This window comes from Streptomyces sp. MS191 (assembly GCF_008042125.1).
GTDB lineage: Bacteria > Actinomycetota > Actinomycetes > Streptomycetales > Streptomycetaceae > Streptomyces.
In genome coordinates, this window is the sequence record NZ_RDBI01000035.1 from 81,424 (window position 1) to 98,653 (window position 17,230).

At 72.5% G+C, this 17,230-nt stretch carries 14 protein-coding genes and 3 pseudogenes; 7 read left to right on the forward strand and 10 right to left on the reverse strand.

What is annotated here, in order from left to right:
* The 3 genes and pseudogenes from EAO71_RS04980 to EAO71_RS04990 all read left to right on the forward strand — a co-directional run.
* The coding region (locus EAO71_RS04980) for a carbohydrate ABC transporter permease (RefSeq protein ID WP_410093952.1) at positions 1-970 on the forward strand (970 nt) is incomplete at its 5' end.
* Positions 967-1,806, forward strand: coding sequence for a carbohydrate ABC transporter permease (locus tag EAO71_RS04985; protein WP_399753314.1), 840 nt, complete (start codon positions 967-969; stop codon positions 1,804-1,806). The genes EAO71_RS04980 and EAO71_RS04985, both read left to right, overlap by 4 nt.
* 40 nt (positions 1,807-1,846) lie before the next feature.
* A pseudogene (locus EAO71_RS04990) lies at positions 1,847-3,166 on the forward strand (GH1 family beta-glucosidase); the annotation flags it as partial.
* Between the two features lie 19 nt (positions 3,167-3,185).
* Here EAO71_RS04990 and EAO71_RS04995 read toward each other — a convergent pair.
* Positions 3,186-4,058, reverse strand: coding sequence for an oxygenase MpaB family protein (locus EAO71_RS04995; protein ID WP_147976545.1), 873 nt, complete (start codon positions 4,056-4,058; stop codon positions 3,186-3,188).
* Positions 4,059-4,181: 123 nt separating this feature from the next.
* Positions 4,182-4,670 carry a F0F1 ATP synthase subunit B family protein gene (locus EAO71_RS05000; RefSeq protein ID WP_147976546.1) on the reverse strand — a complete coding sequence of 163 codons (489 nt, stop codon included), beginning with the start codon at positions 4,668-4,670 and terminating at the stop codon, positions 4,182-4,184.
* A gap of 125 nt (positions 4,671-4,795) precedes the next feature.
* Between EAO71_RS05000 and sph the strand changes: the two genes are divergently transcribed.
* From sph to EAO71_RS05015, 3 genes are all read left to right on the forward strand, one after another.
* Positions 4,796-5,833, forward strand: coding sequence for a sphingomyelin phosphodiesterase (gene sph / locus EAO71_RS05005; protein ID WP_187282562.1), 1,038 nt, complete (start codon positions 4,796-4,798; stop codon positions 5,831-5,833).
* 114 nt (positions 5,834-5,947) lie between these two features.
* Complete coding sequence (locus EAO71_RS05010) at positions 5,948-6,874, forward strand: MurR/RpiR family transcriptional regulator (RefSeq protein ID WP_147976548.1); 927 nt, start codon at positions 5,948-5,950, stop codon at positions 6,872-6,874.
* Positions 6,875-7,148: 274 nt separating this feature from the next.
* Positions 7,149-7,541, forward strand: coding sequence for a hypothetical protein (locus EAO71_RS05015; protein ID WP_147976549.1), 393 nt, complete (start codon positions 7,149-7,151; stop codon positions 7,539-7,541).
* A gap of 71 nt (positions 7,542-7,612) precedes the next feature.
* Here EAO71_RS05015 and EAO71_RS05020 read toward each other — a convergent pair whose 3' ends face one another.
* Together EAO71_RS05020 and EAO71_RS05025 are read right to left on the reverse strand one after the other, a co-directional pair.
* Entirely contained in the window at positions 7,613-8,077 is a 465-nt protein-coding gene (locus tag EAO71_RS05020; RefSeq protein WP_147976550.1) for a hypothetical protein, read from the reverse strand.
* 95 nt (positions 8,078-8,172) lie between these two features.
* A complete protein-coding gene (locus tag EAO71_RS05025; RefSeq protein WP_147976551.1) occupies positions 8,173-8,685 on the reverse strand; it encodes a macro domain-containing protein in 513 nt (170 codons plus the stop codon).
* A 109-nt stretch (positions 8,686-8,794) separates the two neighbouring features.
* Between EAO71_RS05025 and EAO71_RS05030 the strand changes: the two genes are divergently transcribed.
* Positions 8,795-9,592, forward strand: coding sequence for a MerR family transcriptional regulator (locus EAO71_RS05030; protein WP_261992005.1), 798 nt, complete (start codon positions 8,795-8,797; stop codon positions 9,590-9,592).
* Positions 9,593-9,614: 22 nt separating this feature from the next.
* On the opposite strand, the gene EAO71_RS05035 is transcribed toward EAO71_RS05030, so the two are convergent.
* From EAO71_RS05035 to EAO71_RS05060, 6 genes and pseudogenes are all read right to left on the reverse strand, one after another.
* A complete protein-coding gene (locus EAO71_RS05035; RefSeq protein ID WP_147976552.1) occupies positions 9,615-10,502 on the reverse strand; it encodes a hypothetical protein in 888 nt (295 codons plus the stop codon).
* A complete protein-coding gene (locus tag EAO71_RS05040) occupies positions 10,499-10,870 on the reverse strand; it encodes a hypothetical protein (protein ID WP_147976553.1) in 372 nt (123 codons plus the stop codon). Before EAO71_RS05040 ends, EAO71_RS05035 begins: the two co-directional genes overlap by 4 nt.
* 136 nt (positions 10,871-11,006) lie before the next feature.
* Positions 11,007-13,181, reverse strand: a complete 2,175-nt coding sequence (locus tag EAO71_RS05045) for a 3-hydroxyacyl-CoA dehydrogenase NAD-binding domain-containing protein (protein WP_147976554.1) — start codon at positions 13,179-13,181, stop codon at positions 11,007-11,009.
* A gap of 38 nt (positions 13,182-13,219) precedes the next feature.
* Positions 13,220-14,254, reverse strand: a pseudogene (locus EAO71_RS05050) (acetyl-CoA C-acetyltransferase); the annotation flags it as partial.
* Between the two features lie 60 nt (positions 14,255-14,314).
* Positions 14,315-16,546, reverse strand: a complete 2,232-nt coding sequence (locus EAO71_RS05055; protein ID WP_147976555.1) for a 3-hydroxyacyl-CoA dehydrogenase NAD-binding domain-containing protein — start codon at positions 16,544-16,546, stop codon at positions 14,315-14,317.
* Positions 16,547-16,595: 49 nt separating this feature from the next.
* Positions 16,596-17,230 (reverse strand): annotated as a pseudogene (locus EAO71_RS05060) (acetyl-CoA C-acyltransferase); the annotation flags it as partial.

Here is a 17,230-nt window from a genome sequence, read left to right on the forward strand (position 1 = left end):
CACCGTGACCCTCACCGCCTCCGGGGCGACGACGGCGCCCGTCCCGCCGTCGCCGCCCCGGAACTCCGGCCGCCCGGCGCGCCGCCGACGGCCCGCCCTCGCCCCGTACGCCTATGTCGCTCCGTTCTTCACCCTGTTCGCCGCCTTCGGCCTGTTCCCGCTGCTGTACACCGCCTTCGTCTCGCTCTACCGGGTCGAGCTCCAGACGCCCGGTGACATGGAGTGGCGCGGGTTCGGCAACTACACGGCGCTGCTGACCGACGAGTTCTTCTGGACCGCGCTGCGCAACACCTTCACCATCGGGGTGCTGTCCACCGTCCCGCAGCTCGCCATGGCCCTCGGCCTGGCCCACCTGCTCCACTACAAGCTGCGCGGCCGCACCTTCTTCCGCACGGCGATGCTGCTGCCGTACGCCACCTCGGTGGCCGCCGCCACGCTGGTCTTCTCGCAGCTCTTCGGGCGGGACTTCGGCCTGGTCAACTACGCCCTCTCGCTGGTCGGCGTCGACCCGGTCGACTGGCAGAACGACACGTTCGCCTCGCAGGTCGCCGTCTCCTCGATCGTCGTCTGGCGCTGGACCGGCTACAACGCGCTGATCTATCTCGCGGGCATGCAGTCCATCCCCGGCGAGCTGTACGAGGCCGCCGAGATGGACGGGGCCTCCCGCCTGCGCCAGTTCTTCCACGTCACCCTGCCCGGGCTGCGCCCGACGATCGTGTTCACCACCGTCGTCTCGACGATCGGCGCGACCCAGCTGTTCGGAGAGCCGCTGCTCTTCGAGGGATCGGTCTCGGGCGGCATCTCGCACCAGTACCAGACCCTCGGGCTCTACCTGTACGAGCAGGGCTGGGGCTTCTTCCATCTGGGCCGGGCCGCCGCGATCGCCTGGCTGATGTTCCTGCTCATCCTGCTGCTGGTCGGGGTCAACGCCCTGATCGTGCGCCGACGTTCACGCAAGGGGGCCCGGTGAAGACCGCGCGCGCCGCCCGTACGGGCCACGGCGGGAGGATCACGTACGCGATCCTCGTCCTGGCCGTCCTCGTCTCCGCCTTCCCCTTCTACTGGACGATCGTCGCCGCCAGCCGGTCGAACGCGGAGCTGGCCCAGGTCCCGCCGACGCTGCTGCCGGGGCCGAACCTGTTCCGCAACTTCGAGGCGGTGCTGGAGGAGGCGGACATCGGGAAGGCGCTCCTCAACTCGCTGATCGTCTCGGGTTCCATCACCGTCGGTACGGTGCTGTGCTGCACCCTGGCCGGCTTCGCGTTCGCCAAACTCCGCTTCCGCGGCCGGGGCGCGCTGCTCGCGCTCACCGTCGGCACGATGATGATCCCGCCGCAGCTCGGCGTGATCCCGCTCTTCATGCTGATCGCCGAGCTGGGCTGGGTGAACCAGCTGCAGTCGGTGATCCTGCCGGGCCTCGTGTCGGCCTTCGGCGTCTTCTTCATGCGCCAGTTCCTGGTGCAGGCGCTGCCCGACGAGCTGATCGAGGCCGCCCGGGTGGACGGGGCGTCCTCCGCCCGGATCTTCTGGTCGATCGTGGTGCCCGTCGCGCGGCCGGGGATGGCCGTGCTCGGCCTGCTCACCTTCATGGCGGCCTGGAACGACTTCTTCTGGCCCGTCGTCGCCCTGTCCTCGCAGGAGCCGACCGTGCAGGTCGCGCTGCGCCAGCTCGGCGGCGGCTACGTGCACGACCAGTCCGTGATCATGGCGGGCACCCTGCTCGGAACGCTCCCCGTGCTGCTCGTCTTCGGCCTGCTCGGCCGGCAGATCGTCGGCGGCATCATGCAGGGCGCCGTCAAGGGCTGACCCCCATTCCCCTCCTTCTCCTCACGGGAGTTCCTTCCTCATGAACGCTCTCTTCCCTGCCGGATTCCGCTGGGGCTCGGCCACCGCCGCGTACCAGATCGAGGGCGCGGCGGCCGAGGACGGCCGTACCCCCTCCATCTGGGACACCTTCAGCCGGCTGCCGGGCAAGGTCCGCAACGGCGACACCGGGGACATCGCGGCCGACCACTACCACCGGGTGCGCGAGGACGTGGCGCTGATGAAGGCGATGGGTCTGACCGACTACCGCTTCTCGCTGGCCTGGCCGCGGATCCAGCCGACGGGGCGGGGCCCGGCCGTCCAGAAGGGCCTGGACTTCTACCGTGCCCTCGCCGACGAGCTGCTGGAGGCCGGGATCCGGCCGGTCGCCACCCTGTACCACTGGGATCTGCCGCAGGAGCTGGAGGACGCGGGCGGCTGGCCGGAGCGGGCGACGGCCGAGCGGTTCGCCGAGTACGCCGGGCTCGCCGCCGAGGCGCTCGGCGACCGGATCGGCACCTGGACGACGCTCAACGAGCCCTGGTGCGCGGCCTTCCTGGGGTACGGCTCCGGTGTGCACGCCCCGGGCCGCACCGACGACCGGGCCGCGCTGCGCGCCGCGCACCACCTCAACCTGGCGCACGGTCTGGCGGCCCGGGTCCTGCGGGACACGCTGCCGGCCGCGGCGGAGCTGTCGCTGACCCTGAACCTGCATGTGGCGCGGCCGCTCACCGACGCCCCGGAGGACGTGGACGCGGCGCGGCGGATCGACGCCGTGGGCAACCGGATCTTCCTCGACCCGGTCTTCCACGGCCGTCTTCCCGCCGACCTGGTGACGGACACGGCGCATCTCACGGACTGGTCCTTCGTGCGCGACGGCGACCTGGCGGCGATCTCCACGCCGATCGACTCGCTCGGCATCAACTACTACTCCCCGGCCGTCGTCGCCGCCGGCACGTCGGAGTCGCCCTCACCGTGGCCGGGCGCGCCTGAGCGGGTGCGCTTCCTGCCCGCGCCGGGGCCCCGGACGGCGATGGACTGGCCGGTCGACGCGAGCGGTCTGCACGAGCTGCTGATCCGGCTGCGGGACGAGCTGCCCGGGGTGCCGTTGCTGATCACCGAGAACGGCGCCGCCTACGACGACTACGCCGACCCGGAGGGCGCGGTCCACGACCCCGAGCGGGTCGAGTACCTGGACGCGCATCTGGCGGCCGTGCACCGGGCGATCGCCGACGGCGCGGACGTGCGCGGCTACTTCCTCTGGTCGCTGCTGGACAACTTCGAGTGGGCGTACGGGTACGGCAAGCGCTTCGGGATCGTCCACGTGGACTTCGCGAGCCAGCGCCGTACGCCGAAGGACAGCGCGCGCTGGTACGCGGAGGTCATCGGGCGCGGCGGACTGCTCCGGTGAGCCGGGCCCGGCGGCGCGCCTCGCGGGCCGCCGGGAGGTAGCGCAGCCGCTCGGGGAGCACGGGCACCACGGCTCGTACGACCCGGGTGAAGCGGCGCAGCCGGCGTTCCTGGGCGTCGGTCCACGGCAGGCCCAGGGCCTCGCGGGCGTCCGGGGGCATCAGGCCGACGGTGACGAAGGCGCGGAAGCGGGCGAGCGGCGGCAGGAGCACCGGCCACAGGGCCGCCAGGAGCAGGCGCAGGGGCAGGGGGCCGCGGTCGGGCGGCGGTACGGGCTGGTCGGTGGCGACCAGTTCCCGGACGACGACCGTGGCCTCCAGCTCGTCGGCGAGCATCTTGCGCCAGTAGGGCCAGAACTCCTCGATCGTCGGAGGCATGTCCCGGTCGTGGATGCCGAGGATCCGGCCGACCCGGAGCCACTCGGCGTAGAGCTGCCGGTCCTGGGCCTCGGTGAGCGGGCGGGCGAGGTAGCGCAGGCCGTGCCGGTAGACGGGGTAGCCGGTGGCGTGGACCCAGGCGTAGTTCGCGGGGGTGAGGGCGTGGTACCGGCGGCCGTGGGCGTCGGTGCCGCGGATGGTCTTGTGGAGTTCCCGGAGCCGGCGGCCCTCCTCGGCCGCGGCCTCGCCCCCGTACACCCAGAGCTGGACCGAGCGCAGGGAGCGCTCGCCGCGGCCCCAGGGGTCGGTCCGGAAGACGGAGTGCTCGTCGACGCCGGCGCCGACGGCGGGGTGCGCGACCTGGAGGGTGAGGGCGGCGGGGAGCATGAGCAGTCCGCGGACGTCGCCGGCGATGGTCCACAGCACGCCGCCGGGCGGGGGCGGCGCGGGGTTGTTCGGGCGGGTCACGCGGGCACGCTCCTCATGCTTCCCAGCCTGCTCCGGCCGGAGGTCTCGGGCAAAGGCCGCACATGGCTCGGGGCCGCCGCCCGGGGTGTGACCCCGGGCGGCGGCCCCGTCCTCGCGGTGGCGTCAGGCGCGGTCGGCGCCGACCGGCTCGCCGACGATGCGGCCGGCCAGGGCGCGGGCCCAGGCGTCGACGTCCGCGTTGAGCTCGCGCTCGGCGGCGGAACGCTCGGCGGCGATACGGGCGGCACCCTCGGCGAGGATGGCCTCGCGCTCGCGGACACCCTCGGCGCGCGCGGCGGCGATGGCGGCGGCACCCTCCTCGGTGGCGCGGGAGCGGATGCGGGCGGCCTCGTGGCGGGCCTCGGCGAGCTCCGCCTCGTACTGCGCACGGATCTGCGTGGCCTCGGCACGCAGGTCGTCGGCGCGCTCGGTGCCGCCGGCGATGGCGTCATCGCGCTCGACGAGGGTGCGGTTGATCTTCGGCAGGATCCCCTTGGCCAGGATGAGGAAGGTGATGCCGAACACCACGAGGCAGAGGATCAGCTCGGCCGTCACGGGGTTGAGCGGACCGAGGTCCATGTCGAAGATCGTCGAATTCTGCGCGAGGGTCATGCGCGCATGATACCTGCTCGGGATTCCGACAATTCACGCACCCCATCGACTGTTGGTGCGCTCGTGCGGAGCGCGCAAGATTCCCGGCACCGAATGGCTACCGAAAGGTAACTACGGCTGCTTTGATGTGGCGCGCCGGTTCAACCCCCCACCCTCACTTGGGAGTTCCTGTGCAGCATGTCGCGCTCCGCCGTATCCCCGGCGCCGCTCTCTCACTGGCGCTCGCCGCCGTCACCCTGGCCGCGACCGCGCCCGGCGCCTCGGCCGCCCCGGCCGACGGGACCCCGCGCCTGAAGGTGCTCACGTACAACACCTTCCTCTTCAGCAAGACGCTCTACCCGAACTGGGGACAGGACCACCGGGCCAAGGAGATCCCCGCCGCCCCCTTCTTCCAGGGCAACGACGTCGTCGTCCTCCAGGAGGCCTTCGACAACTCCTCCTCGGACGCCCTCAAGGCGAACGCCGCCGGCCGGTACCCGTACCAGACCCCGGTCATGGGCCGCAGCAAGAGCGGCTGGGACGCCACCGGCGGCTCCTACTCCGCGACGACCCCGGAGGACGGCGGCGTGACGATCCTCAGCAAGTGGCCGATCGTCCGCAAGGAGCAGTACGTCTACAAGGACGCCTGCGGCGCCGACTGGTACTCGAACAAGGGCTTCGTCTACACGGTCCTCGACGTCGGCGGCACGCGGGTCCACGTCGTCGGCACCCACGCCCAGTCCACCGACCCGGGCTGCTCGGCGGGCGAGGCGGCGCAGATGCGCAGCCGCCAGTTCAAGGCCATGGACGCCTTCCTGGACGCCAAGAACATCCCGGCGGGCGAGCAGGTCCTGGTCGCCGGGGACTTCAACGTCGACTCGCGGACACCGGAGTACGGCACCATGCTCGCCGACGCCGGTCTCGCCGCCGCGGACGCGCGCACCGGGCATCCGTACTCCTTCGACACCGCCCGGAACTCGATCGCCTCCGAGCGCTACCCCGACGACCCGCGCGAGGACCTGGACTACGTGCTCCACCGCGCCGGCCACGCCCGGCCGGGCGGCTGGACGAACAACGTGGTCCTGGAGCAGAGCGCGCCCTGGACGGTGTCCAGCTGGGGCACCCGGTACACCTACACGAACCTGAGCGACCACTACCCGGTCACGGCCTACCCGGCCGGCTGACCGGGACGGTCTCCGGCGGGGCTCCCCGGCCTCCCTCTCCGCCCGACGACCGCACCCGGTGGCGACCCTGGGTGAACTAGATTGGGCGCAGTGGGACGAACAGGGAGGCACCCCGTGCCATCAGGGCAGCAGGCGCGCGCACAGGCGGCGGCGATCACCCCCGGCAAACGCTCCCCGGAGACGGCGGAGGCGACTCCCGTCGACCGGGTCCGCGCGCTCTTCGGCGGCCACCGCCTCTCCCCCGGACAGCGGCGGATCGCCCAGTTCCTGATCGACCACCTCACCGAGGCCGCCTTCCTGTCGATCACGGAGCTCGCGGAGCGGGTGGGGGTGAGCCAGCCGTCCGTGACCCGTTTCGCCTCCTCCCTCGGTTTCAGCGGGTACCCCGCGCTCCGGGAGGCCCTCCAGCCCATCGCGCTCAGCGCCGTCGCCGGAGCGCCCGAGGGCCGGGAGGAGCAGCGCCGCAACGAGCTCCAGGAGGCGGTCGACCACGAGATCGAGAACCTCACGTCGCTGCGCCGCACCCTCGCGGACGCCGACCGGATCCTGGAGATCGGCGGCGAGCTGGCCCGGTCCGTCCCGCTCACCGTGCTCGGCCTGCGGATCTCGGTCTCGCTCGCCGAGTACTTCGCCTACGCGGCCCGGCGCATCCACCCCGACGTCCGGGTGGTCACCCGCGGGGGCAGCGTCGCCTACGACGCGCTGCTCCAGTCGCGCGAGGCGGGCGGCACCTGGGTGCTGGCCTTCGCGATGCCCCGGCACGCCAACGAGACGCTGGCCGCCGTGCGGGCCGCCCGCAGCACCGGACTGCGCGTCGCCATGATCACGGACCTGGCGCTCGGGCCACTGGCCCACGAGGCCGACGTGGCCTTCACGGCGGGCACGGGCTCACGGCTCGTCTTCGACTCGTACGCGGCGCCGGGGGTGCTGTCCGCGGCGATCCTCCAGGCGATGGCGGACGCCGATCCCGAACGCACCCAGGCCCGGCTGGAGAAGTACGAGCAGGCCTCGGAGCAGTACGACTTCTTCCTGGCGGACTGAGCCGGTCCCGAGTCCGGAGGGACCGGCGTTTTCATACCTCCGGGGCGCATGAATTTTTTCATGCCCTTGCATACTCGACGGTATATATATTTACTACGTGTGCCCCCGAGGGCTCGGACAGAACACCGACGGGTCGCCCCCTCCTCCTCGCGACCCCTGGCTGTTCCCCCGGGGCACTCCGCGTTCGCGCGGGTCCCCACCGCGGCGGCTCCGGCCAACCCCTGGGCCGGAGTCGCCGCACCCTGTGAACAGGCCCCTTCTGAAGGCGACAACGATGTCCCATCACCGCACACAGATCAGCGACGACTGGCCGTACTCGGTCCTGACCCCGGTCAGTCACAACTGGGAGAGCACCGCCGTCCGCTGGCTGCGCGAGCTGCTGCCGGCCCGGTACGCCGGATACGCGACCCTGACACGTCATCCCGTCCTGCTGGCCCGCCACACCCGGCTGCAGATAGAGCACGAGATACGCGCGGTGCGGGTGGCGATGCAGACCTGCCGGGCGGAGCTGCCGCCGATGGGCGTGGCCGACCCGACGATCGAGTGCGCGATCAGGATGTACGCCGCCGAGCTGGAGCAGCTGAGCCGGCTCGCCCGGGGCGTGCGCCTGGTCTCGGAGGCGCTCCAGGCGAGCACCGAAGGCGCCCGCCGGCGGGCCCGGGTCTGACGGGCCCCGGCCGGGCGGAACCGCTCCGGGGCGGCGAGCCCCCACCCGTGGCCTCGCCTCCCACGCGCGGGTCAGTGGGTGCCGAAGTTGCTGTAGACCCACAGGCCCACGACGCCGGCCACGCAGAGCAGGACCACCCAGGAGCCGAGGCCCGTGTGGCGGCCGCGCGCGGGCTTCGCCGGCCGGGACGCTCGCGCCCGCCGGCCGGGCCGGCGGGCGGCGCCGGCCGGTTCCGGGGCCGCCTCGGCGGCGGTGACGTCCGCGAGGAGGCGGCGGCAGACCGCGGCCAGCTCCCCCGTCCCGGCGGACAGGTCGACCACGGCCTCCGAGCGGGCCGGAGCCGTGGTGCCGCCGTCGAGCAGGCGCCCGGCGCGGACCCGCGCCTGGTCCTTCCCCCCGGTGGGAGCCAGGCTGATCCAGCGGCCCACGTGCTCGCCCCGGATCACCACGCCGCCGCCCCGCTCGCGGTAGACGGTGTGCTCCCGCCAGAGAAGCCCGGCCAACTCGGCTGCCGTGTCCCTGAGTTCCGCGTACATGCCGTACCCCTCCCCTGACCCCGGATTCGAACAAGCACGTGACTCTAGCGGCAGGTACACGCCACCTCGCACGCCGGGTCCGACCCCCGTCCCGGTCAGGACCCGGGCTCTGTCCTGGCGTCGACGTCGTACACGGTGACCGGTATCCCCCGTGCCACCAGCCGGGCGGTGACCAGCGGTTCGACCCGCGCCCACGTACCGCCGGCCAGGCCGCAGCCGATCCGGGGCATGTGCACGGAGGCACCCAGCTCGACCGCCCGGTCGGCGAGCCTCGCCGGGGCCGCGTCGATCGCCTCGTACCGCACCGGGGCACCACTGCTCCGGCTCGTCCGGATCCCTCGCTGCCCCACCAGGTTCGCCACCCAGACGTACGGCCCGACCTGGACGAACTGCGCCGCGCCCAGACCGAAGTCGTTTCCCGCCCGCCCGCGGTGCCAGCGGCGGTAGGCCGCCTCCGGTTCGGGCCAGCGGCGCGAGAGCGCCAGGACGAAACCCCTCCCCCACCCGCCCAGGTCGTTGCAGACATGGGCGATGATCTTGATGCCCTTCCCCCGCGGAGCGGTCGCGTCGCCCCGTATGTACGTGATCGCCGGCTCGTTCCCCGTCATGCCGTCACCGTACGGCCCGCCACCGACAACGTCGCCACTCTTTTACAACGCCGGTGAGACAGCAATACTGTTGCACCTACGGCGACACACGGGAAACGAGGCACCTCAGATGGCCACCGAGACCGAGGAGCAGCCGCCGACGTTCACCGTCGACGAGCTGGCCGCCCGGGCCGGCGTCACCGTGCGCACGGTGCGGTTCTACGGGACGCGCGGGCTGCTGCCGCCGCCCGTGATCGGCCCGCGCCGGGTCGGTCACTACGGCCCCGAGCACCTCTCGCGCCTGGCCCTGATCGAGGAGCTCCAACGCCAGGGCATGACCCTGGCCGCGATCGAACGGTACCTGGAGCAGCTCCCGCCCGACCTGAGCGCCCAGGATCTGGCCATCCACCGCGCGCTCGTGGCCTCCTGGGCGCCGGAGTCGGCCGAGGAGACCACGCACCGCGAGCTCGAACGACGGGCCGGCCGGGCCCTGGACGACGAGGACATCGACCGGCTCGCGGCGATGGGCGTGCTCGACCGGGGCCCGGATCCGGAGGTCTTCCGGCTCGACGGCACACTCCTGCGGCTGGGAGTGGAGCTGCTCGACGTCCCCATCGCCCACGAGACGATCCTCGCCTCGCGCACGGTGCTGCTGGAACACGCCCGCGCGGCGGCGCAGGAGCTGTCCCGGCTGTTCCGCGAGGAGGTGTGGAACCCGTACCGGGAGCGGGAGTCGGACCCCGATCACGTGGCGGCCATGAAGTCGCTCTCGGCGCACATGCAGCCGATGGTGGTGCAGGCGCTGGTGACGGCGTTCCAGCGCTCGCTGCGGGAGGAACTGCGGGCCGCGTTCGGCGCGGGGACGCCGCGGGAGGGCGGGGTGACAGGCACGCCCGCCGACGGCGGGACGGCGGGAGCGGCCGGCTGAGCGACGGCCGGGGTCCGTCCGGTCAGGGCGTCAGCCCGACCCAGGTGGACTCGCTCTCCCGGACGACGTAGATCGCACCGGCCTCGGCGGTCCAGCCCAGCGGGACGACGTAGTAGCGGCCGTCTCGTTCGAGCAGGAGCCGCAGGCCGGTGTAGCGGTAACGGTGCAGCAGGCCGGTCGGCAGGACCTCCTTGTGGACCTCGGCGTCGGGGAGGGACAGCGGCCGGCTGCTGAGCACCACCACGCCGGTCCAGTCGGCGACGTGGCGGGCATGGGACCTGGCGTCGCGCTGGGCGGTGTCGACCGTGATCCGGGTGAGGCCCCAGAAGAGAAAGACCGCCGCGGCGAAGACCGGCAGCGCCCGGCGCCGGAAGCCGTGCGGCCGGCGGCCCCGTGCGTCACGGCACTGCGTCAGCAGCAGTCCGGCGCCGATGACGAAGGGGGCGGTCCAGCCGTAGGGCTGGATCTGGGTCCACAGCGCGAGCAGCAGGACGCCGACGGCCACGACCGGCAGGGACAGGCGGGCCCCCAGCGCCTCGGCGCGCCCGCCGGCCCGGGGCGCCCCCGTCGGGTGCCGCCGGACCCGCAGCGAGGGTGCGATCACGGCGAGCACGATCAGCCCGGCGGCCACCAGGACCTCCAGCTTCAGCAGATGGAGGCTCTGCGTCGCGAGCTCGCCGAAGCCCAGGTCGAGGGTGCCGAGGGAGATGCGGAAGTAGCCGTAGTACGAGCTGGTGTACATCGCCCCCAGATAGAAGAGGAGTCCGGCGATGAAGGTCCCCTGGGCGATGACCAGTTTGAGGAGCATGGTGGGGCTCGCGGAGTCGTCGCCCGGTCCCTCGCGCGCCGGCCCCCTCCCGGGCTCGGTGCGCGGGTCACGGGCCGGCTCGTCCGGCGGCGGCAGTGTCACGTGCCGTCTGGTGCGGGCGTCACGGGTCCGTCCGGGGGCGTCCGGTTCTCCGGGGGCTTCGTGAAGCTGGGTGCCGAGGACGGGCGGCCGTTGCCGCCGGGGCTCTTCGACGGGCCGGGCGGCAGCGGGGGCACCGACGGTTCGCCGCCGGCCGTGCTCCGCCCGGCGGGCGTCGACGGCCCGCCGGACGGCGGCGTGTACGCCGGTGAGGAAGACTCCTGCGACGGTCCCGAGACCGTCTCGGACGGCGAGGGGCCGTCCCCCGGGTCGGGCGAGTCGGAGCCGCACGCCGTCAGCGCGGCGGCGGCGCACAGGCCGAGGGTGACGAACAGGGTGGACCGCAGCCGACGGACGGTCTTCTCGCGCATCCGACCTCCTTGATCGTCCGCGAGCATAGGCGGCCGTCCCGCGGGGAGCCCGGACCCGCGCGAGGCGGCCCCGGCGCACCGCTCGATCGGACGATCGTGCCGTGGCGCGCCGGGGCCGTTCTCTCCCGTGGGGGGGTCAGGAGTCGGTGAAGACCTCGCCGCGCTCGGCCTTCTCGACCAGCAGGGCCGGCGGGGTGAAGCGGTCGCCGTACTTCTCCGCCAGCTCGCGTGCCCGTGCCACGAAGCCGGGCAGGCCGCCCTCGTAACCGTTGATGTACTGCAGGACGCCGCCGGTCCAGGCCGGGAAGCCGATGCCCATGATGGAGCCGATGTTGGCGTCCGCGACCGAGGTGAGGACGTTCTCCTCCAGGCAGCGCACGGAGTCGAGCGCCTCCGAGAAGAGCATCCGCTCCTTCATGTCCTCGAACGGGATCGAGACGTCCGGGCGGGTGAAGTGCTCGCGCAGGCCGGGCCACAGGCGCGTGCGCGCGCCGTCCTCGCCGTACTCGTAGAAACCGCCGCCGCCGCTGCGGCCGGGGCGGCCGAACTCGTCGACCATGCGGTCGATCACCGCGTCGGAGGGGTGACCGGCCCAGGTGCCGCCGGCCTCCTCGACCGCCCGCCGGGCCTCGTTGCGGATCTTGCGGGGCAGGGTGAGGGTCAGCTCGTCCATCAGCGAGAGCACCTTGGCCGGGTAGCCGGCCTGGGCCGCCGCCTGCTCGACGGAGACCGGGTCCGCGCCCTCGCCGACCATCGCCACGCCCTCGTTGATGAACTGGCCGATCACCCGGGAGGTGAAGAACCCGCGCGAGTCGTTGACGACGATCGGGGTCTTGTTGATCTGGCGCACGAGGTCGAAGGCGCGGGCGAGTGCCTCGTCGCCGGTGCGCTCGCCCTTGATGATCTCGACGAGCGGCATCTTGTCGACGGGCGAGAAGAAGTGCAGGCCGATGAAGTCGACGGGCCGGGAGACGCCCTCGGCGAGGACGGTGATGGGCAGCGTGGACGTGTTGGAGCAGAGCAGCGCGTCCGGCTCGATGACGTCCTGGATCTCCTGGAACACCTTGTGCTTCAGGGCGGTGTCCTCGAAGACGGCCTCGATGACGGCGTCGCAGCCGGCCAGGTCGGCCGGGTCGGCGGTCGGTGTGATCCGGGCGAGCAGCGCGTCGCGCTTGGCCTCGGTGGTGCGGCCCCGGGAGAGCGCCTTGGCGAGCAGCTTCTCGGAGTACTCCTTGCCGCGCTGGGCGGCCTCCGCGGTGACGTCCTTGAGGACGACGTCGATACCTGCGCGGGCGCAGGAGTACGCGATGCCGGCGCCCATCATGCCGGCGCCGAGCACGGCGACCTTGCGGACGGGACGGGGCTCGACGCCCTGCGGGCGGTTGGCGCCGGAGTTGACGGCCTGGAGGTCGAAGAAGAAGGCCTGGATCATGTTCTTCGCGGTCTGGCCGGTGACCAGCTCGGTGAAGTACCGGGCCTCGATGACCAGGGCGGTCTCGAAGTCGACCTGCGCGCCCTCGACGGCGCACGCCAGGATGTTGCGCGGCGCGGGGTACGGGGCGCCGTTCAGCTGCTTCCTCAGGTTGGCCGGGAAGGCGGGGAGGTTGGCGGCGAACCGCGGGTTCGACGGCGTGCCGCCGGGGATCTTGTAGCCCTTGACGTCCCAGGGCTGGTGCGACTCGGGGTGGGTGTCGATGAAGGCGCGCGCCTTGGCGAGCATCTCCTCCGGCGTGGCGGCCACCTCGTGGACCAGGCCGTTCTCGAGCGCCCGCTGCGGCGTGTACTGGGTGCCCTGGAGCAGGACCTTGAGGAGCGCGTCGGCGATGCCCATCAGCCGTACGGTGCGGGTGACGCCACCGCCGGCCGGGAGGAGGCCCAGGGTGACCTCGGGCAGGCCGATCTTGGAGCCGGGGGCGTCGAGGGCGACGCGGTGGTGCGAGGCGAGGGCGATCTCGTAACCGCCGCCGAGCGCCGCACCGTTGATGGCGGCGACGACCGGCTTGCCGATCGTCTCGATGGCGCGGAGCGAGGCCTTGATGGCGGTGCCGGTGTCGAAGGCCTGCTGGGCCTGCTCGGGCCCGACCTTCATCATGTCCTTGAGGTCGCCGCCCGCGAAGAAGGTCTTCTTGGCGGAGGTGTAGATGATGCCGCGGATGGAGTCGCGTTCCGCGACGACCCGCGCGGCGACGGCCGCGATGGAGTCCTTGAACGCCTGGTTCATGGTGTTCGCGGACTGGTCGGGGTCGTCCAGGACGAGGGTGACGATCCCGGTCTCGTCCTGCTCCCAGCGGATGGTGGTGCTCTCGGTCATTGCGATGTCTCCGAAGATGGGAAGGGAGGGACGGACGGTCAGACGCGCTCGACGATCGTGGCGATGCCCATGCCGCCGCCGACGCACAGCGTGGCCAGGCCGTAGCGCTTGTCCTGGCGCTCCAGCTCGTCGATCAGGGTGCCGAGGATCATCGCGCCGGTGGCGCCCAGCGGGTGGCCGAGCGCGATCGCGCCGCCGTTGACGTTCACCTTGTCCAGGCTGATGCCCATGTCCTTGACGAAGCGGAGCACGACGCCGGCGAAGGCCTCGTTGATCTCGACCAGGTCGATGTCGTCCATCGTCAGGCCGGCCTTCGCGAGTGCCTTGCGGGTGGCGGGCGCGGGGCCGGTGAGCATGATGGTGGGCTCGGAGCCGGAGACGGCCGCGGCCACGATCCGGGCCCGGGGCGTGAGTCCGTAGCGCTCGCCGACCTCCTTGGAGCCGATCGCGACCAGCGAGGCGCCGTCGACGATGCCGGAGGAGTTGCCCGCGTGGTGGACGTGGTCGATCTTCTCGACCCAGTGGTACTTCTGCAGGGCGACCGCGTCGAAGCCGCCCATGTCGCCGATGGCGGCGAAGGAGGGCTTGAGCGAGGCCAGCGAGTCGGCCGTGGTGCCCGGGCGCATGTGCTCGTCGTGGTCGAGGACGACCAGGCCGCTGTGCCGGTCGGTGACCGGGACGACGGAGCGGTCGAAGCGGCCGTCCTTCCAGGCCACGGCCGCCCGCTCCTGGGAGAGCGCGGCGTACTCGTCGAYGTCGCGGCGGGTGAAGCCCTCGATGGTGGCGATGAGGTCGGCGCCGATGCCCTGCGGGACGAAGCCGGTCTCGTAGTTGGTCATCGGGTCGGCGAACCAGGCGCCGCCGTCGGAGGCCATCGGGACCCGCGACATCGACTCGACACCGCCGGCCAGGACCAGGTCCTCCCAGCCCGAGCGGACCTTCATCGCGGCCATGTTGACGGCTTCGAGGCCGGAGGCACAGAAGCGGTTCTCCTGGACGCCGGCGACGGTGTCGGGCAGTCCGGCGGCGATGGCGGCGATCCGGGCGATGTCGGGTACGGCCCTGCCCACGGGGACCGGTGGGTGCGGAGGAGGTACGGACCCGGGCCGGGGGGCACGTGGGCCCCGGCCCGATCAGGAGTCGGTGAAGGTCTCGCCCCGCTCGGCCTTGCGCAGCAGCAGCTCGGGCGGGGCGAAGCGCTCGCCGTACTTGCCGGCCAGCTCCCGCGCGCGTGCCACGAATCCGGGCAGTCCGGTACCGACCCCGGCGCCGCCGTCGTAGCCGTTGACGTACTGCAGCACGCCGCCCGTCCACGGCGGGAAGCCGATCCCCAGCAGCGAGCCGATGTTGGCGTCCGCGACCGAGACCAGCACACCCTCCTCCAGACAGCGCACCGAGTCCAGCGCCTCGACGAAGAGCATCCGCTCCGCCAGCTCGGTCGGATCGGCGGGCTGCTTCGCGGGATCCGTGAAGTGCTCGCGCAGCCCTGGCCACAGCCCGGCGCGCTTCCCGTCGACGTAGTCGTAGAAGCCCGCGCCGCCGGACCGCCCGGGGCGGCCGAACTCGTCGATCATCCGGTCCACCACCGCGTCCGCGGGGTGCGGCTCCCAGCCGCGGCCGGACGCCTCGGCCGCGCGACGGGTCTCCTCGCGGATCTTGCGCGGAAGGGTGAGGGTCAGCTCGTCGATCAGGCCGAGGACCTTGGCCGGGTAGCCGGCCTGGGCGGCGGCCTGCTCGACGGAGGCCGGTTCGATGCCCTCACCGACCATGGCGACGCCCTCGTCGATGAATCGGCCGATGACCCGGGAGGTGAAGAAGCCACGCGCGTCGTTGACCACGATCGGCGTCTTGCCGATCTGCCGCACCAGGTCGAAGGCGCGCGCCAGCGCCTCGTCCCCCGTCTTCTCGCCCTTGACGATCTCCACCAGCGTCATCTTGTCGACCGGCGAGAAGAAGTGCAGGCCGATGAAGTCCTGCGGCCGCTCCACCCCCTCGGCGAGGACGGTGATGGGCAGGGTGGAGGTGTTCGAGCACAGCAGCGGGTGGCCCCGGATGACGGAGTCCGGGGACGCGTCCGGGACGGCAGCCTCCTGTACCTCCTGGAACACCTTGTGTTTGACGCCCACGTCCTCGAAGACGGCCTCGATCACCACGTCGCAGCCGGCCAGGTCCCGGACGTCGGCCGTCGGGGTGATGCGGGCCAGCAGGGCGTCCGCCTGCTCCTGCGTCGAGTCGCCGCGCGCGACCGCCTTGGCGCACAGCCTCTCGGAGTGGGCCCTGCCCCGCGCCGCCGCCTGAGCGGAGACGTCCTTCAGTACGACCTCGATGCCCGCCGCGGCGCAGGAGTAGGCGATGCCGGCGCCCATCATGCCCGCGCCGAGCACGGCCGCCCTCGTCACCGTGCGCGGTTCGACGCCCTTCGGACGGCCGGCGCCGGAGTCGACCGCCTGCAGGTCGAAGAAGAACGCCTGGATCATGTTCTTGGCGATCTGCCCGGTGACCAGCTCCGTCAGGTACCCGGCTTCCACCACGAAGGCCGTGTCCACGTCGACCTGGGCGCTCTCCACGGCCGCCGCGAGGATGCTGCGCGGGGCCGGGTACGGGGCGCCGCCGGTCCTGCTCCTCAGCATCGCGGTGAGGGCGGGGAGTCGCGCGGCCAGCTCCGGGTCCGAGGGGGTGCCGCCGGGGATGCGGTACCCGGGGGCGTCCCAGGGCTGCGAGGACCGCGGGTGGGCGTCGACGAACGCCCTCGCCATGGAGCGGAGTTCGTCCGGATCAGCGGCGATCTCGTCGACCAGGCCCGCCTCCAGGGCGCGCGCCGGTCCGTACCGGGTGCCCTCCAGGAGGACCTTCCGCAGGGCGTCCACCACCCCGAACATGCGGACCGTGCGGGTCACTCCACCGCCGCCGGGCAGCAGGCCCAGGGTGACTTCGGGAAGCCCGACGCGGGCGGCCGGGTCGTCCAGCACCACCCGGTGGTGACAGGCCAGGGCTATCTCGTAACCGCCGCCCAGCGCGGCGCCGTTGATCGCGGCGACGACCGGCTTGCCCAGCGTCTCCAGGACGCGCAGCGAGCGCTTGACGCGCATCCCGGCCTCGAAGGAGGCGCCGGCGGTCCCGGGCGTGACGGACTTCAGATCGCGCAGGTCGCCGCCGGCGAAGAAGCTCTTCTTGGCGGAGGCGACGATGACGCCCCGGATGGTGTCGCGGCGTTCCGCCAGCCGCGCCGCGACGGCCTCCAGCGAGTCGATGAACGCGGCGTTCATGGTGTTGGCGGTCCGGTCCGGGTCGTCGAGGACGAGGGTGACGATGTGGTCGTCGGACTCTTCCCAGCGGATGGTGGAAGGTCCCGCGGTGGTGTCCATGGCTGTTGTCTCCCGTGAAGGTGAACGGCTGCGGAGGAGGACGGGACGCTCAGAGGCGCTCGACGACGGTGGCGATGCCCATGCCGCCGCCGACGCACAGGGTGGCCAGCCCGTACCGCAGGCCGCGGCGCTCCAGTTCGTCCACGAGGGTGCCGAGGATCATCGCGCCGGTGGCGCCGAGGGGGTGCCCCATGGCGATGGCCCCGCCGTTGACGTTGACCCTGTCCGGACTCAGACCCATGTCCTTGACGTAACGCAGGACGACGGCGGCGAACGCCTCGTTGATCTCGACCAGATCGATGTCGTCGACGGTCAAGCCGGCCTTGGCGAGCGCCTTGCGGGAGGCGGGCGCTGGCCCGGTCAGCATGATCGTGGGATCGGCTCCGGAGACCGCGGCGGAGACGATCCGTGCCCGCGGGGTCAGGCCGTGGCGCCTGCCCGCCTCCTCGCTGCCGACGGCTACCAGGGCGGCGCCGTCGACGATGCCGGAGGAGTTGCCCGCGTGGTGGACGTGGTCGATCCGCTCCACCCAGTGGTACTTCTGCAGCGCCACCGCGTGGCGCCTGCCCGCCTCCTCGCTGCCGACGGCTACCAGGGCGGCGCCGTCGACGATGCCGGAGGAGTTGCCCGCGTGGTGGACGTGGTCGATCCGCTCCACCCAGTGGTACTTCTGCAGCGCCACCG

Coding starts and splice junctions, on each gene's coding strand:
- sph (WP_187282562.1), top strand. CDS start 4,796: ATGTGGCGCGCCGGTTCAACCCCCCACCCTCACTTGGGAGTTCCTGTG.
- EAO71_RS05030 (WP_261992005.1), top strand. CDS start 8,795: ATGGCCACCGAGACCGAGGAGCAGCCGCCGACGTTCACCGTCGACGAG.
- EAO71_RS05015 (WP_147976549.1), top strand. CDS start 7,149: ATGTCCCATCACCGCACACAGATCAGCGACGACTGGCCGTACTCGGTC.
- EAO71_RS05055 (WP_147976555.1), bottom strand. CDS start 16,546: ATGGACACCACCGCGGGACCTTCCACCATCCGCTGGGAAGAGTCCGAC.
- EAO71_RS05025 (WP_147976551.1), bottom strand. CDS start 8,685: ATGACGGGGAACGAGCCGGCGATCACGTACATACGGGGCGACGCGACC.
- EAO71_RS05020 (WP_147976550.1), bottom strand. CDS start 8,077: ATGTACGCGGAACTCAGGGACACGGCAGCCGAGTTGGCCGGGCTTCTC.
- EAO71_RS05045 (WP_147976554.1), bottom strand. CDS start 13,181: ATGACCGAGAGCACCACCATCCGCTGGGAGCAGGACGAGACCGGGATC.
- EAO71_RS05000 (WP_147976546.1), bottom strand. CDS start 4,670: ATGACCCTCGCGCAGAATTCGACGATCTTCGACATGGACCTCGGTCCG.
- EAO71_RS05040 (WP_147976553.1), bottom strand. CDS start 10,870: ATGCGCGAGAAGACCGTCCGTCGGCTGCGGTCCACCCTGTTCGTCACC.